At 62.4% G+C, this 15340-nt stretch carries 13 protein-coding genes and 1 pseudogene; 10 read left to right on the forward strand and 4 right to left on the reverse strand.

Annotated elements, in window-relative coordinates:
• The first annotated feature begins 120 nt into the window (after positions 1–120).
• The 3 genes from rph (at position 121) to hemW (ending at position 2694) form a co-directional block, all read left to right on the forward strand.
• Positions 121–837: a ribonuclease PH gene (gene rph, locus FFI89_RS00860; protein ID WP_138832038.1), complete on the forward strand. Its 717-nt coding sequence runs from the start codon at positions 121–123 to the stop codon at positions 835–837.
• 11 nt (positions 838–848) lie between these two features.
• Positions 849–1478, forward strand: a complete 630-nt coding sequence (gene rdgB / locus FFI89_RS00865) for an RdgB/HAM1 family non-canonical purine NTP pyrophosphatase (protein ID WP_138832040.1) — start codon at positions 849–851, stop codon at positions 1476–1478.
• A 94-nt stretch (positions 1479–1572) separates the two neighbouring features.
• Complete coding sequence (hemW, locus tag FFI89_RS00870) at positions 1573–2694, forward strand: radical SAM family heme chaperone HemW (RefSeq protein WP_246669344.1); 1122 nt, start codon at positions 1573–1575, stop codon at positions 2692–2694.
• Positions 2695–2699: 5 nt separating this feature from the next.
• On the opposite strand, the gene FFI89_RS00875 is transcribed toward hemW, so the two are convergent.
• Positions 2700–3992 (reverse strand): penicillin-binding protein activator, encoded by a 1293-nt coding sequence (locus FFI89_RS00875; protein ID WP_138832044.1) that lies wholly within the window; start codon positions 3990–3992, stop codon positions 2700–2702.
• Between the two features lie 229 nt (positions 3993–4221).
• Between FFI89_RS00875 and rsmI the strand changes: the two genes are divergently transcribed.
• The 4 genes from rsmI (at position 4222) to FFI89_RS00895 (ending at position 7857) form a co-directional block, all read left to right on the forward strand.
• Positions 4222–5175, forward strand: a complete 954-nt coding sequence (gene rsmI, locus FFI89_RS00880; RefSeq protein WP_138832046.1) for a 16S rRNA (cytidine(1402)-2'-O)-methyltransferase — start codon at positions 4222–4224, stop codon at positions 5173–5175.
• Positions 5162–5590: a YraN family protein gene (locus tag FFI89_RS00885; RefSeq protein ID WP_138835985.1), complete on the forward strand. Its 429-nt coding sequence runs from the start codon at positions 5162–5164 to the stop codon at positions 5588–5590. Before rsmI ends, FFI89_RS00885 begins: the two co-directional genes overlap by 14 nt.
• A gap of 92 nt (positions 5591–5682) precedes the next feature.
• Positions 5683–6627 carry a glutathione synthase gene (gshB, locus tag FFI89_RS00890; RefSeq protein ID WP_138832048.1) on the forward strand — a complete coding sequence of 315 codons (945 nt, stop codon included), beginning with the start codon at positions 5683–5685 and terminating at the stop codon, positions 6625–6627.
• A gap of 246 nt (positions 6628–6873) precedes the next feature.
• A complete protein-coding gene (locus FFI89_RS00895; RefSeq protein ID WP_144596274.1) occupies positions 6874–7857 on the forward strand; it encodes an MBL fold metallo-hydrolase in 984 nt (327 codons plus the stop codon).
• 86 nt (positions 7858–7943) lie between these two features.
• Here the strand turns inward: FFI89_RS00895 and FFI89_RS00900 are convergent, their stop codons facing one another.
• Positions 7944–8537: a hypothetical protein gene (locus tag FFI89_RS00900; protein ID WP_138832052.1), complete on the reverse strand. Its 594-nt coding sequence runs from the start codon at positions 8535–8537 to the stop codon at positions 7944–7946.
• A 286-nt stretch (positions 8538–8823) separates the two neighbouring features.
• On the opposite strand from FFI89_RS00900, the gene FFI89_RS00905 reads away from it, so the two are divergent.
• From FFI89_RS00905 to FFI89_RS00915, 3 genes and pseudogenes are all read left to right on the forward strand, one after another.
• Positions 8824–9138 carry a hypothetical protein gene (locus FFI89_RS00905; RefSeq protein ID WP_246669345.1) on the forward strand — a complete coding sequence of 105 codons (315 nt, stop codon included), beginning with the start codon at positions 8824–8826 and terminating at the stop codon, positions 9136–9138.
• A gap of 143 nt (positions 9139–9281) precedes the next feature.
• Positions 9282–10556 (forward strand): GGDEF domain-containing protein, encoded by a 1275-nt coding sequence (locus FFI89_RS00910; protein ID WP_138832054.1) that lies wholly within the window; start codon positions 9282–9284, stop codon positions 10554–10556.
• A 127-nt stretch (positions 10557–10683) separates the two neighbouring features.
• A pseudogene (locus tag FFI89_RS00915) lies at positions 10684–11331 on the forward strand (magnesium chelatase domain-containing protein); the annotation flags it as partial.
• Positions 11332–11376: 45 nt separating this feature from the next.
• Here FFI89_RS00915 and FFI89_RS00920 read toward each other — a convergent pair.
• Together FFI89_RS00920 and FFI89_RS00925 are read right to left on the reverse strand one after the other, a co-directional pair.
• A complete protein-coding gene (locus FFI89_RS00920) occupies positions 11377–14427 on the reverse strand; it encodes a plasmid replication protein, CyRepA1 family (protein ID WP_168212738.1) in 3051 nt (1016 codons plus the stop codon).
• Positions 14428–14533: 106 nt separating this feature from the next.
• On the reverse strand, positions 14534–15049 hold the full coding sequence (locus FFI89_RS00925; RefSeq protein WP_138832058.1) for a hypothetical protein: 516 nt from the start codon (positions 15047–15049) through the stop codon (positions 14534–14536).
• Between the last annotated feature and the right edge of the window lie 291 nt (positions 15050–15340).

The raw sequence follows: 15340 nt of genomic DNA on the forward strand, positions 1-15340 counted from the left end.
GGGGGCCGATGACAAGCGCGCATTCCCGCAAAACAGGGGCAAAAACCCTTGCCGCTGCCCATTCCCCCTCCTACAAGCACCGCAACCGGTTTTTGCCTGATTTTTCGAAAGGATTCTCCCATGCGGCCAAGCCGCCGTGCGCCCGATCAGCTGCGTCCCGTGTCGCTGGAACGCGGCGTGGTCAAATATGCCGAAGGTTCCTGCATGGTGAAGTTTGGCGACACCCATGTGCTGGTCACCGCGACGCTGGAAGAGCGGCTGCCGCCCTGGCTCAAGGGTCAGGGGCGCGGCTGGGTCACGGCCGAATACGGCATGCTGCCGCGCGCCACGCTGGAACGTACCCGCCGCGAAGCCGCCGCCGGCAAGCAGGGCGGCCGCACCGTCGAAATCCAGCGCCTGATCGGCCGCTCGCTGCGCGCCGCCGTCGACCTCGAAGCGCTCGGCGAGCGCCAGATCACGGTCGACTGCGACGTCATCCAGGCCGATGGCGGCACCAGAACGGCCTCGATCACCGGCGCCTGGGTGGCGCTGGCCGATTGCATCGCCTGGATGAAGAACCGCAACATGATCAAGGCCAACAACGTGCTGCGCGACAATGTCGCGGCGATCTCCTGCGGCATCTATCAGGGCACCCCGGTGCTCGATCTCGACTATGCCGAGGACTCCGAGGCCGACACCGACGCCAATTTCGTCATGACCGGCGACGGCCGCATCATCGAGGTGCAGGGCACCGCCGAGAAGACGCCGTTCTCGCAGGACGAGTTCCTGGCGCTGATGGAACTGGCGCGCAACGGTGTCGCGCGTCTGGTGGACTTGCAGAAACTGGCCGTCGCGTAGTCTGATCGATCATGCACCGTCGAATCACCGGCCGGCTCGTGATCGCAACCCATAATCCCGGCAAGCTCGCCGAGATGCGGGAACTGCTGACACCGCATGGCGTCGAGGCGATTTCCGCGGGCGAGCTCGGGCTCGGCGAACCCGAAGAGACCGGCGATACGTTTCGCGCCAACGCTGCGATCAAGGCGATGGCGGCAGCGAAGGCCTCGGGGCTTCCGTCCTTCGCCGATGATTCCGGACTGGTGGTCGAGGCGCTGGACGGCGCGCCCGGGATCCACTCGGCGCGCTGGGCCGGCGAGACCAAGGATTTCACCGCGGCGATGACGCGGATCGAACGCCTGCTGCAGGAGCGCGGCGCCACCACGTCCGAGAAACGAAGAGCGCATTTCGTCTCGGCCTTGTGCGTCGCCTGGCCCGACGATCATCTCGAAGAGGTCGAGGCGCGCGCCGACGGAGTTCTGGTGTGGCCGCCGCGCGGCACGGCCGGCTTCGGCTACGATCCGGCGTTCCAGCCCGACGGACATGCGCGTACGTTCGGCGAGATGACCTCGATCGAGAAGCACGGCCTGCCTCCTTTGGGTTTGGGCCTGTCACACCGCGCCCGCGCCTTCGTCAAACTGGCGGAGATCTGCCTTGACTAACGGCAACCGCCCTCACCCTGGCCCTCCAAGAGCGAGCTCTGCTCGTCTCGGCCCGCAAGCGGGAGCGGGAAACAAGCAAGCGTTCGGCGTTTATGTGCACTGGCCGTTCTGCCTGTCGAAATGCCCCTATTGCGATTTCAACAGCCACGTTCGCCACGCACCGATCGACGAAGCGCGCTTTGCCAGCGCCTTTGCGCGCGAGATCGAATCCACGGCCGCGCGGGTGCCGGGGCGGCAGGTGTCCTCGATCTTTCTCGGTGGCGGCACGCCGTCGCTGATGCAGCCGCACACCGTCGGCGCCGTGCTCGACGCGATCGGCAAGCACTGGCAGGTCGCCGATGACGTCGAAGTAACGCTCGAAGCCAATCCGACCAGCGTGGAGGCGACGCGGTTTCGCGGCTATCGTGCCGCCGGCGTCAACCGCGTCTCGCTCGGCGTGCAGGCGCTGGATGACGCCTCGTTGAAAGCGTTGGGCCGGCTGCATACGGCGCGCGAAGCGCTGGATGCGGTTGCGATCGCGCGCACCGTGTTCGACCGTTATTCGTTCGACCTGATCTACGCCCGCCCCGACCAGACGCCGCAGATGTGGGCCGACGAATTGAAGCTGGCGATTTCGGAAGCCGCCGAACATCTGTCGCTCTATCAACTCACGATCGAGGAAGGCACGCCGTTCTTCGGCCTGCACGCCGCCGGCAAGCTGAAGACGCCGGACGAAGCGGTCGCCCGCGCCCTGTATGACGTGACGCAGGAGGTCTGCGCCATCAACGGCCTGCCTTCGTATGAGATTTCCAACCACGCCCGGCCGGGTGCCGAGTGCAAGCACAACCTGGTCTATTGGCGCGGCGAGGAATATGCCGGCGTCGGCCCCGGCGCCCATGGCCGCCTCGACATCAACGGCACCAGGCACGCGATCGCGACCGAAAAGCGCCCCGAGGCCTGGCTGATGCGCGTCGAGGCCAACGGCAACGGCGTCACCACCGACGATCTCCTCAACAGCGAGGAGCGCGCCGACGAATTTTTGCTGATGGGATTGCGGCTCGCGGAAGGCATCGATCCCAAGCGCTACGCGGCGCTGTCAGGCCGCGCGCTCGATCCGGCACGGATCGCCATCCTTCGCGACGAAGGCGCCATCACCGTCGACGCCGACGGCCGCCTGCGCGTAACGCAGTCTGGATTTCCGGTGCTGGATGCGGTGGTCGCGGATCTCGCGGCGTAAAGTTTCTACGCCCCGAAACTCTTCGGCGAACCGGCGACCGCGACGCCGCCGCCGGTCGCAACCTTCATCACCGCCAGCCCGCGTTCGTTGGTGCCATCGGAGCGGAATCGAAACAACCCGTCGATGCCGGCAAAACCCGACGGATTGGTCAGCGTTTCTGCCGCAAAGCGTTGCGCGCCTTGGGTGCGCGCGAGAGCTGCGACCAGCGCGACCGCGTCGTAGGTGAGGGTTGCGGTGCGAACCGGCTCGGCGCCATATTTGCTGCGGTAGCGGCCGGCGAAACTGCGAAAGCCCGACGGGTCCGGCGCGGCGTAAAGCCCGCCCTGCAGTGCTGCGCTCGCGAACACCCGCGGATTGTCCCACAGCCCGGTGCCGAGCAACTGGATGTTGCGCAAGTTCACGCCCGCCGCCGTCAGCGCATCCGCCGTCGCCACCACGGATTCACCGTCGTCGGCGATCATCAGCGCATCGGCCGAGCCGAGGGCTGCCGCCACCGTCCGCACCGCGGCCGAGCGATCGGCGGTGTATTTCTCGAACGCAATGACGCGGCCACCTTTGCGGCCGACCGCCTGCTTGAAGGCGGCTTCCACCACATTGCCATAGGCGTTGTCGGGCACCAGTGCGGCGAACGAGCGCTTTCCGGTGCCGGCGGCGTAATCGATGATCCGGTTGACGTCGGACTCCGGGAGAAAACTCAGCAGATAGACGCCGCGCCCGGCGACGCTGGAATCGGTCGAGAACGCGATCACGGAGGTGCCGCGCGTGCGCGTTAGTTGCGCGGTCGCAGGCACCGAGGCCGCGAACAGCGGACCGAGAATGATTTCCGCGCCCTCGCCGAGCGCCTGCTGGGTGCCTTGCTGCGCGCCTTGCGGGCTGCCGCCGTCATCCTTGATCAGGAGCTGGACGTTCGGGTTCTGAAACTCGGCCAGCGCCATCTCGGCCGCGTTCTTCATCGATTGCGCGGCGACGCCGGCGTTGCCGGCCGCCGACAGCGGCAGGATCAGGCCGACCTTGACCTGGCCGTTGCCGACCGACAACGGCTGCTGCTGCGGGCCGGCGGGTCCGGCATCCGGTTGCGACGAGCTGAACGGGTTGGAAAACTGGCCGAGCGATTGCTGCACGCCGGCGCAGGCGCCGAGCAGCGGCGCGCCGAGAATAAGCCCGACCGCCGTCCGCCGCGTCGCACCTGACGGCTTAGGATCCGAAGGCTTAGGATCCGAAGACTTGGGATCCGAAGACTTGGGATCCGAAGGCTTGGGACCCGGAGATCCAGGCTTGCGATTGAGCGGGCCTACCATCGTGTCTCTTCTCTTGACCGACCAGGATCGGCCAGGACTCCACCCCTGAAGTCAGACGTGGATTTAGCCATATTGTCGGCGAATGGTTAACTAAATCAAAAGGATTATGGCCCCACGGCGGCGCTGCCGGTTGCAGGAACCTGCCCTCCTCCCTCTTTCCGCAGCCATGGCGTTCGTTCAACCCCACCGCGCTGTGGCGCCGAAGCCGCGTCCCCTTTAGATTGGTATTATGCGCGCAAAAACCAGCTCTAACTACGAGACTGAAGGCGAACCGGGTTCGACCATCAGGACATATTCGGTCAGCGGGCATGTTCTGAACGCCCCAAAGCCGGTTCCCGGCCTCTATCTGGTGGCTACCCCGATCGGCCATCTCGGCGATATCACGCTGCGTGCGCTGGAGACGCTGGCCGGCGTCGACATCATCGCCTGCGAGGACACCCGCATCACCCGCCGCCTGACCGAGCGCTACGCGATCTCGGCGCAGCTCAAACCCTATCACGAGCACAATGCCGCACTGGCGCGGCCAAAGATCCTGGAGAAGCTGGCACAGGGCGCCTCGATCGCGCTGGTGTCGGACGCCGGCACGCCCTTGATATCGGACCCCGGCTTCAAGCTGGTGCGCGAGGTCTGCGCCGCCGGCCACGCCGTGATCGCGGTGCCCGGCGCGTCCTCGGTGTTGACCGCGCTCTCGGTCGCCGCCCTGCCCACCGACCGGTTTTACTTCGAGGGTTTCTTGCCGCCCAAGCAGGGCGCGCGGCGCGCGCGGCTCGCCGAGCTATCGAAGATCGACGCCACGTTAGTCATGTTCGATTCCGGCAACCGCGTGCAGGACACGCTGGCGGATTTGGCCCATGTCATGGGCGATCGCGATGCCGCGATCTGCCGCGAGCTGACGAAGATGCACGAGCAGATTACCCGTGCACCCATCGCGGAATTGGCGAAAGCGGCCGATACGCTGGAAACGCGCGGCGAATTCGTGCTCGTGGTTGGCCCGCCGCGTCCCGACTCGCTCATCATGACCGACAGCGACCTCGACGACCTCCTGCGATCGCAGCTTGTGCGCGACAGCGTCAAGGACAGCGTCGCGCATGCGGTCGAATTATCCGGCCGGCCGCGCCGTGAGGTCTATGCCCGCGCGCTCGAGCTGGCCAAAGAGATTCGAGGCGGCGATGGCGAAGACTGACGGCGCCGCGCCATCCGAACCTTCTAAAGTGGATCCTGCCGCCAAATCCGCTTCCCCGGCGCGGGTCGCGGCCTTCCGCACCGGATTATCCGCCGAAAGCCGCGCCGCCGCGCTGCTGATGGCCAAGGGCTACCGCATTCTGGCAAAACGCTTCAAAACGCCCCATGGCGAGATCGACCTGGTGGCGAAGAAACGCAATCTGCTGGTTTTCGTCGAGGTCAAGGCCCGCGCCAGCCTGGATGACGCGGCCTATGCGGTGACGCCGCGGCAGCAGGCGCGCATCATCGACGCCGCGCAGGGGTGGCTGATGGCGCATCCCGAGCATGCGGAATTTGACCTGCGATTTGACGCCATCCTGATTGCGCCGCGGCACCTGCCGCGCCATCTGTTAGCGGCATTCGACGCCAGCAGTTAATTTTCCGACGCGTTTTCTTGACGCGAACCGGTACCCACTTCGCTTGAAAACGCTATAGAAACTCACTTCCCTCCAGAGACCCGGACCCCCCTATGAAATTGAATGTCGCCGTCCAGATGGACCCCATCGCGCGTATCAACGTCCGCGGCGATTCGACCTTTGCGTTATTGCTGGAAGCGCAAAAGCGCGGTCACGGCCTTTCCTATTACACCCCGGACAAACTCTCGCTGCGTGGCGAGGAGCTGGTGGCGCCGGTGCAGATGCTGACCGTGCGCGACGAAGCCGGCGATCACTTCACCCTCGGCGAGCCGAAGCGTACGCCGCTTGCCGCCTTCGACGTCGTGCTGCTGCGCCAGGACCCGCCGTTCGACCTCGCCTACATCACCTCGACGCATCTCCTCGAGCGCATCCATCCCAAGACGCTGGTCGTCAACAACCCGGCCTCGGTGCGCAACGCGCCGGAAAAGATCATGGTGATGAACTTTCCGCACCTGATGCCGCCGACGCTGATCTCGCGCGATCTCGACGAGATCAATTCGTTCCGCGACGAGCACGGCGCCGTCGTCATGAAACCGCTGCACGGCCATGGCGGCGCCGCGGTGTTTCGCGTCATGCCGCAGGACATGAATTTCGGCTCGCTGTTCGACATGTTCTCGGTCACCTTCCGCGAACCCTGGGTGATCCAGCGCTTCCTGCCCGAAGTGAAGCATGGCGACAAGCGCATCATCCTGGTCGACGGCGAGTTCGCCGGCGCCGTCAACCGCGTGCCGGCGCCGGACGACCTGCGTTCCAACATGGTGCGCGGCGGGGCCGCCCACGCCACCGACCTCTCCGACCGCGAGCGCGAGATTTGCGCCACTGTCGGTCCGGTGCTGCGCGAACTCGGGCTTTTGTTCGTCGGCATCGACGTGATCGACGGCAACCTCACCGAGATCAACGTCACGTCCCCCACGGGAATCCGCGCGATCGCGCGGCTCAATGGCCCGGATGTGGCCGCGATGATCTGGGATACCATCGAGGCCAAGCACGCCAAGTAACGCGCCAGGTGAAATGAGTGCGGCGGCAAATAAAGCGCCGCGGCTGATGGAGCGTCGCAGCAAATAAAGCAGCGCGGAAAATAATTTTCCGCGCCGGGTTGTGCTGTCAGTCTATTTCTACTGTGTCACCTTATCCCACTTGCCAATTTCCGGAAGCGGGCGCAGCCTGTAGCTGCGGATGAATCTGTCCGCAAGAAACGCGCGACTAATCAAAAGCGACAAATCAAAATCAGTGGAGGAAGACGCATGACGACGAATCTTTCGCGACGGTCACTGCTTTCGCTTGGTGCGGGTCTTGGCGTGGGTCTTGGCGCCTCGACCATGCTCGGCGGCAGCGCGCTGGCGCGCGCGCCCAAGCTCGGCACCCAGACGCCCTACTGGCACCGCTTCGAACTCGGCGACGCCGAGGTGACGGTTGTTTCCGACGGCCCGCTGCCGCTCGGCGATCCCTCCGGCACCTTCACCGGCGTGCCGAAGGAAGAAGTAAAGAAGATGCTCACGGACAATTTCCTCAACCCCGACAATGTCGTGCTGGAGCAGAACTCGCCGATCGTGAATACCGGCGACAAACTGATCCTGTTCGACACCGGCATGGGCACCTCGAAGGCCTTCGGCCCGACCACCGGCCGCCAGCAGAAGAGCATGGCGGAGGCCGGCATCAAGGCCAGTGATATCGACGCGGTGGTGCTGTCGCACGCCCATATCGACCATATCGGCGGCATCGTCGGCGCCGACGACAAGCCGCTGTTCCCGAACGCGCAGTACTATATCTCGCAGGCGGATTTCGATTACTGGACCGACGAAGGCAAGCTCGGCAGCCCGCTGAAGGACTTCGTGATTCACGCCCGCAAGAACCTGCTGCCGGTGCGCGACCGCATCGTGTTCTTCAAGGACGGCCAGGAATTCGTGCCCGGCGTGCAGGCGATGGCGGCCCCCGGCCACACCGTGGGCCATCACATGTTCATGGTGACGTCGAAAGGAAAATCCTTCGCGTTCCTCGGCGACCTCACCCACCATGCGGTGCTGCTGCTGGAACGGCCGTTGATGGAATTCTCCTATGACACCGATCCGAAGCAGTCGGCGCAGTCACGGGTCAAGATGCTGACCATGCTGGCCGCCAACAAGATCCCTGTCATGTCCTATCACTTCGCCTGGCCGGGCTATGGCCACGTCGCCAAGAACGGCGAGGGCTTTCGGTATTATCCGGAGCCGATGAACATGCTGCTCTGAACCAACGTGCGCGACCCAGGGGGCTGGCCGCTGGCCGGCCCCGAATGCCGGAGCGCCGGATTGAGCCGCAAGTCCACCGACTGCGGCTATTTCATTTGAGCCCCGGAGAAAACAACATTGCCGCCAGGCGACCCGCAAAATTGACCTTTTTTTCCCGGCGCCACCGTCGTGCGCATCGTCATCGACCGCACGGCCGGAGGATTGTAGACGTACGTGAACACCACCGGCCGCGTGCAGGTGTTTGAGAAATCTATGCATGGCATCTCGCCGTTGCTCACCTTGTCCATATGGGTTTTCTGAGCGGCACAAACCGTGGGCCCCTGCGAAGCATCTTTCGCAGGCGCGCCTGGCGCCGCACCAATCCGCACCATCCTGATTGAGCTGTTTGGCCCATCGATCTCCGTCGCCGATTTGCTGGTGTAGGTGAACGGGCCCGCGCTGGTGGTGTAGGTCATCACGTTGCCGTTGCAGGTCCAGCTTCCCTCGGTTCGACAGGCGACGTTCTCATCACATTTTGCCTGTCCATCAGCGGTGAGTGTCGCCTTGTTGGTGATGCCGAACGGACCATAATGGCGCCAAACGCCGATGAATTTCGATGCGCAGCTTGCGGAAGGAGACGCGATGGCGCTTCCCGCAGTCAGCGTTGCGATGGTGACGATAAATGCCTGCGCTATTTTCAAGTAAGTTCTCCTCGAGAGAAGCGAGCCTCGCGATGCCGGAGGCAGCAGCAAAGCCAGGCTCGGCTGTTGGGTACTATTTCTGAAAACTCGCATTTCTCAAACAGATCACGTCGGCCGTGCGACGAAATACACCGGTTGCGTTCGCGGCCATGCAACTCCACGGGCGTTCGAATTTGGTTTCTCTCACCAGGCCACCCGACCTACCCCTATGGGTAGCCCCCCAGATCGCGTAAGCAGGGATCAGCACGCCTGACGCCTGACCTGAACGCGATTCGGAGAGTCCCCATTGGCCGACCAACCGACCACCAAGCCGCCGCCGCCCTTGATCTATGAAGACACCGGCGCTGCGGCGCCTGTGGTCTATTTCGACATCGTCGGCGCCTACGGCACCATGAACGGTTCGATCGAGCTGGAGCTGGCGACCCGCATTCTCGTTCCGAAGACCGACGGTACCACCGAGGTGAAGTTCATCTCGTCCGGCCGGCTGCGCTGCACCGCGAATGCCGCGACCAACTTGCGCAACGGCCTCGATGCGGCGTTGAAGATGTTGGAGCAGCCGGACGCCAAGACGATGGCGATCGCAGCCTCTAAGCTGAATTGAACGCCGCGCGCCGGTTTTCGCCACGCGGAAAAACCATGGTTATCGCACCGGCAAATCTCCAAAGAAGCTAAATATTTACGCTTTGGGGAACTTTGGAACCGGGCTTAAGCACCTCTCAATGCCTGCCGGCCGACATTGCGGCCATGACAGCCACCGTCGCACCGGTCCCCCATTCCACGATTGCCGCGAAACCGCAGCAGACGAAATCGCGCTTTCGCGTCGGTATCGCCTGGCTGCTCGCCGGCATGCATCCGGAGCCCGACGATACCCGCAGCGAGTTGCTGCATCCCCGCGCCGGCAAGACGACGACGCTGGTGGTCGCGATCTTCATGTCGCTGATGACGGCTGTGATCGCCGCAGCCCTGACCGGCGCCGCGTGGGCTTATGCCTGGATGGCGGCCGAGATCGTGCTCGGCGGCATCCGGGTTTACCTGATGCTGAAGGACGTCGCGAAGACGAAGGCCGCGCAACGAATCGGAACGTCCATGGCGCCGATCTGGGCCGGGCTCGCCTCCGTCTTCCTGCTTACCGTCGGCAGTTATCAATGCGTGGGATCGGGCTCTCTGCCGCTGATCCTGATGGCCGGCATCGGCCTCGCCAACCGGGTCAGTGGCGTTTCCTCGCGCAACGCCGGCACGCCGCGTTATGGCGCGGTCATGATCTGCATCCTGACGCTGCCGTTCGGGCTGGCGACGATCCTCTCGCCGATCCCGTACCTGTTCCTGATCGGTTTGCAGACGCCGTTCTACATCGCCGGAATGATTTTCCTGCTGCTCGAGAACCAAAGGAGCTTGCTCAAGCTGCACCGTTCCGAGCACCGCAATCGCCAGATGGCGCATCACGACCTGCTCACCGGTCTGCCCAACCGCGCCATGAACCAAAAACTGTTCGCCGAACTGCTCGCCGGACCGGAGCCTGTCTCTCCCCATTCGAAACTCACCGTGTTCTGTCTCGACCTCGACGGCTTCAAGGCCGTCAATGACGGACTGGGACATGCGACCGGCGACGCCGTTCTGGTCGCGGTGTCCCGCCGCTTGCGCGCCAGCGTTCGCGAGATCGATGCGGTATGCCGCCTCGGCGGCGACGAATTCGTCGTCCTGCTGCCGGATATCGCCGACGACGCAGCCGTCTCGATCGCACAGCGGATCATCGCCGCGGTGTCAGCTCCGTTCGAATTCGCGCCCGCCGCAAAAATCGGCGTCAGCATCGGCATCGCCGCCGCAACCCGCGACGGCAACACCGCCGACGAACTCCTCAGCGCCGCCGACCGCGCCATGTACGAAGCCAAACGCCGCGGCAAAGGCGGGTTCGTGATCCACGCGCCGGGTGTGGAGGGGGTGAGTCTGGTGCCGGCGCTGGATGCGCATGTGGGAATCGCGGCGGGACCGGTCCTTGAACGCGCGAATTCGGCCGCCTAGCCTACCTTTGCCGGGGGATTGCCTGCGCACCAATCGGCGGCGCTGCCGAAGTGCACACCCTATGTTCCTGTAATGTTCTTGACTTGCCACCGGGTTCCGCTACCTTCGATTGCGCAATGAGGGCGGCATGGTTCAGCGGGTTTCCACCGTAGCCTTTGAGGGGATCGAGGCTCGCGCGGTCGACGTGCAGGTGCAGGTAGCACCTGGTCTGCCGGCGTTCGCCGTCGTCGGGCTGGGGGACAAGGCGGTGTCCGAGGCCCGCGAGCGGGTGCGCTCGGCTCTGATCACCTCCGGGCTGGCGCTGCCGGCGCGCCGGATCACGGTCAATCTGGCACCCGCGGATCTCCCGAAGGAAGGCAGCCATTACGATCTGCCGATCGCGCTCGGCCTGATGGCCGCCATCGGCGCGATCCCGCCGGATGCATTGAACGGCTACACCGTGCTCGGCGAACTCGGCCTCGATGGCTCGATCGCGCCGGTCGCGGGCGTGCTGCCGGCGGCGATCGGAGCGAATTCGCGCGACGAGGGGCTGATCTGCCCGGCGGCCTGCGGCTCGGAAGCCGCGTGGGCGAGCCCCGATATCCAGATCATCGCGGCGAAGTCGCTGATCCAGATTGCCAACCATTTCAAGGGCACGCAGGTGCTGTCGCGCCCTTCACCAAGAGTACACGAGCAGGAAGCCACGCTGCTCGACCTGCGCGACATCAAGGGCCAGGAAAGTGCAAAACGCGCGCTCGAGATCGCGGCGGCCGGCGGGCATCATTTGCTGATGTTGTGAACAATTAACCTAGCTGTGGGGACAATAGGCCGGTATCTGTGATCAAAGATGGCTTGAATCTATTGTCCCCTGTTCTGGGGTCCGGTCTCGATCACTGAGGATCGAAGATGATAGAAGACCGGTCTCCGTTTCCGCTGGTGGCGGCGCGTGCATTTCCAAAGGCGCGTTTCTGGAGCGTTTCCTCGCTTGAACCCAGGCTTCTTTTTTCGCGGCTTCTCGTTGCGGTTCGATCGCCAAATAGGACCGGGCAAGGTGCGTCATCGTTCCGAGTGGGTCTGACGGAATCCCGTAATACCGTATTTTGCGGCCGGCTACTTTCTCGATATTTGCCACGCTCAGCTTGAGCCCGACACGCTTGAGGAACATGTTGAGTTGACGCATTGGCTTCTTCTCGAAGTCACTCCTGAACGGTTCACCAAGGATCTCCTCGATCACGGTTCGATTGTCGCGACAAATGCCGACGAATCGATGCAGCATGTCGTCGGAAATCAATTCGGTCGTCTTGAGTCCGTCGACGGTAGTCAATCCGGCGGCCCTCATCAGCACCGCGGTGAGAATTTCGGGTTTGGTCCCTTGCAGTCGTCCTTTCGGTTTTTCTGTCGGTGCTAGTAGAATGTCTACCAATCCGTCACTGCGATCCTGCGACCAGATCATGATAATTCGAGCGAAATTTCCAACCCTGTCGAGAAGCTTACCGTCGGCATTCATTCCGACGAGCGCTTCATCCAGCGGAACTCCAACTACCCGCTCGAAGTGATTGCGCTCGTATGTAACCCGCTCTTCCCTTGTGAGGGCAATTCCCTTGGATACTTTTATATCCAGGTCCATAAAATCGGCATCGCCGATCGTCGGTGCTGACAGCAGCGCTTCCAGGCGCTCCGCATCAAGCGCATCTCTGGCGAGTTGGTGAGGGATGGCCGAAGCCTTGTCCGAAACCCACTCGATCGACCAGCCGTTGGCTTCTCGGAGCGCGCAAAAGAGTTCCACCAGCCGATTCTTGGAAGCGCGCTGGAGGGCAGTGACATGGGCGCAGATCATTAGAAGGGGATCGTCATGGTTATACTCCACCATACCGTCCTCTCGCCGACCTATGACGGCTCGCTTGACGACGTAAGCGCGTGCCAAATCGTCTTTGATAATGTCAGGATGGCAGGTGAAATTAAACGTGGCAGGGCTGATCCAAACATCGATCGCGCCGGGATTGCGAACCCGGGCAAGCTGCTGGTCAATGTCAGTATGGGTGTTTACAAAAGGATAGAAAAATCCGAACACTCGATCGACCCGGCATTCGCCATCGGGAAACGTGATGTCGATACCGGTGCCAATTGACGGCGTGCCTAAGACCGCTTGAACCAGCAGTATCTTCGTCTTGATCTCGGCGAGGAAGCGGACGATGGCTTCGTCACGCGAGTTGTCGCTGGTGATGACCCTTATGACGATACCGTCGCCGCATTCGTTCACAATCATCCTGTGCAGCGTATCAATAAATCTTTTCGAGTTGCTGGTGACGAAGCACCGCTCGCCTCGCTTAATCGCATCGATCACCTGGCTCTCCAAGAACGGTCTGCTCTTGTGAAGCTTCATCACCCGCCTGTTCTCCGGCGTCACCGGCGCGTTGTAGACAATGCGACACCGGGATGCCCAATCCTGCGGACGCATCGTGCGCAGGGCGTGCGCAGTGACGAGCCCCAAGTCCGCGTCGAGCGCAATTACAGCTTTGGCGTTCGCAACTTCAAAGTTCAGTGCGTCGAAGCAACGTTCAACACCTCGATTTTTGCTTATGGTTTCGCCGAAGAGATGCCCGAGCACTTGCTCGCTCTCGTCAATAATCACTAAGTCGAATGCCCGGCGTTTTGACGCCGCCAATTCGCCACCGGACTCGTTGTATTTCGGCAGGCTGTCCAGGGTGACCGCCAGCGTCCGGATGGCTCCGTCCGGCTCCTCTTCGTCGTCGAGATAACAGCGAAGGCCCAATTTCCTCGCCGCTTCCCTGAGAAGCGACTGCCGATGGCCAATCAACAAGATCGATTTCGGACGCTCACCATGGAGAATGTCGCCTCGAAATTGTCCGGCGCGAATGGCACGGATCATCGATAGCAGGGCTTCGGTCTTTCCAGATCCCTTAGGGCTTTTCACCAGCGTAATGCCCGGCTCGTAGGCGACCGGCGGCAAAAACCGCTCCTGCTGCCTCTCGAAGCGCGGCGCGGGTGGGAAAAAGCGATCAAGGCCGGTTGCCTCTGGATCGACTTCATGCTGGCCGGCGAACCGTTGCTCAAAAAGCCGGTCGAACGCCCCAAAATCGTAACCGTCTTGTTCGTCACTTGACCAAAACGTGACCCTGCACGCTGAGCAACGCAGGCCGATCTGTCGTGTCCTTGACATGACCGCGAACGCACTCGGATCAGTATCATCGTGATGGGGGCAGTGCACCCGGGTTCCGACGCCGAGCTCATCGAGCCTGACCATATCACCACCAGCAATCTTCACCAACTCCGGACCAGCTATCTGCCGCACCGAAACCACCGGCAACACGCCGCCGCCGGGCTTTCGAGCTGCGCGAGCGTCGCGACCACGAGCAATCAGGCCGGCAACAACTGCTGCCGGCAAAGTTCGACCTATGTGATAGATCGCCGCCTTGGTGTTGCCGAAGAACATCCGCGCACCGTCAGAGACGGAGGCGTCGCTATTGAATTTGAGCGCGATACCCAATTGAGCGTCGGCCCAGTCACGGGCGCTTTGAATCGGCTCGTCGAGAAGGAATATGATTCGAAGACGATGGCGCTCGGCGGTATGCGACACCGTGGTGTGAACAAGTCCAGCGTGGTGCCGAACAAAGGGATGGTCATTGGCTTCGTCCAGCGTCATGCCTGCGTCTACGTCAGCCGCCAAGAAGCCGACGCCGATGAAGTTGCCAGTCTTACGATGGCCGCCGCGATACTGCGGCGCCATGGCCCACCCCTCGCGAATGGCTTCGACAATCTCGGTCTTGGAGAGCTCGACGGCGTCCCAACCTCTTCCAGAACGCCGACGGCCAGCTTCGTCGGGTTTGTCGACGATGCCGGCATGCACGCTGAGGGGATATTTCCGGTCCATGAACATCACCATTCAGTTAGAAATCGCGCGTGTCTCGCGAACGACTCACAAAGAAATTCGCCGCCCCTTGGGCGGCGAATTGCAGTTAATGGCCCCGTAAGGCTGCCTACGGTGTGATACCGTCGGGTCGGCTCTTCGTTTCTTCCTCGATGGCCTCTGCCAGCTCAGTTTGCAGGTACGCAATATACGTCGGCAGTTTGGCGTCTATCTCTGCCTGCACCTCCTTCGACGGCCGCGGGTAGGGGCGGTCGCCACCTTCGAAATAACGTCGGAAGCCCCGCGGATGGCTGTTGATGAACTTATGCAACGCGGCGATGGCCAGCCCTTGTTTGGTGGCCGCATCAGCTTTCTCGACAACAACTTCCATTGCCGGCAGCAGTGCCGAGTCCAGCTCGCCATCAATAAAATTGAAGCCGAACAGCTCGCGCAACTCCGTTTCAAACTGGAAGGCGTCGTAGACCGTTCGTTCTTCGACACGAAGCAGCTTGTCCTCCACCGACCAGTCGCCGGGCTCGGCACCGACACACTTACCCGCGTCGGGCATCTCCCGAGATTCGGCGGCCAAGTGATGGACATCGACAAGCTCATCCTGGACCCCAAGAACGTGCTCTTGGATGCTCACGAGATGTTCTGTGATAGTGTCCCATTGCGTTGAGGTCATGCGATCGCAGGCCGCTTTCCAGGCTTTAAGCCTGCTGAAGCATCCTACGGCATTGGCATCGATGGAAGCGAGGTTTGACTGGACGCAATTCAGTAGCCCATCAGCGCAAGGGAATGGGTTTGTTACTCTAGCTTCTGGTTCAATGTTATGATGCGGTTTATTCATGGCGTTGGTTTCATTTTGGCGCCTGCCCTATTGCAGACTCCCGAGATGGACCAAATCGCCAATAGTTTTTCCATTGCAAAGACGAAG

Origin of the sequence: Bradyrhizobium sp. KBS0727, from assembly GCF_005937885.2 — a bacterium.
Classification (GTDB): domain Bacteria; phylum Pseudomonadota; class Alphaproteobacteria; order Rhizobiales; family Xanthobacteraceae; genus Bradyrhizobium.

Bases quoted from the DNA above. Each gene is read 5' to 3' on its own strand.
- gshB (WP_138832048.1), top strand. From the start codon at position 5,683: ATGAAATTGAATGTCGCCGTCCAGATGGACCCCATCGCGCGTATCAAC.
- rph (WP_138832038.1), top strand. From the start codon at position 121: ATGCGGCCAAGCCGCCGTGCGCCCGATCAGCTGCGTCCCGTGTCGCTG.
- FFI89_RS00910 (WP_138832054.1), top strand. From the start codon at position 9,282: ATGACAGCCACCGTCGCACCGGTCCCCCATTCCACGATTGCCGCGAAA.
- rsmI (WP_138832046.1), top strand. From the start codon at position 4,222: ATGCGCGCAAAAACCAGCTCTAACTACGAGACTGAAGGCGAACCGGGT.
- FFI89_RS00895 (WP_144596274.1), top strand. From the start codon at position 6,874: ATGACGACGAATCTTTCGCGACGGTCACTGCTTTCGCTTGGTGCGGGT.
- FFI89_RS00875 (WP_138832044.1), bottom strand. From the start codon at position 3,992: ATGGTAGGCCCGCTCAATCGCAAGCCTGGATCTCCGGGTCCCAAGCCT.
- FFI89_RS00920 (WP_168212738.1), bottom strand. From the start codon at position 14,427: ATGGACCGGAAATATCCCCTCAGCGTGCATGCCGGCATCGTCGACAAA.
- rdgB (WP_138832040.1), top strand. From the start codon at position 849: ATGCACCGTCGAATCACCGGCCGGCTCGTGATCGCAACCCATAATCCC.
- FFI89_RS00885 (WP_138835985.1), top strand. From the start codon at position 5,162: ATGGCGAAGACTGACGGCGCCGCGCCATCCGAACCTTCTAAAGTGGAT.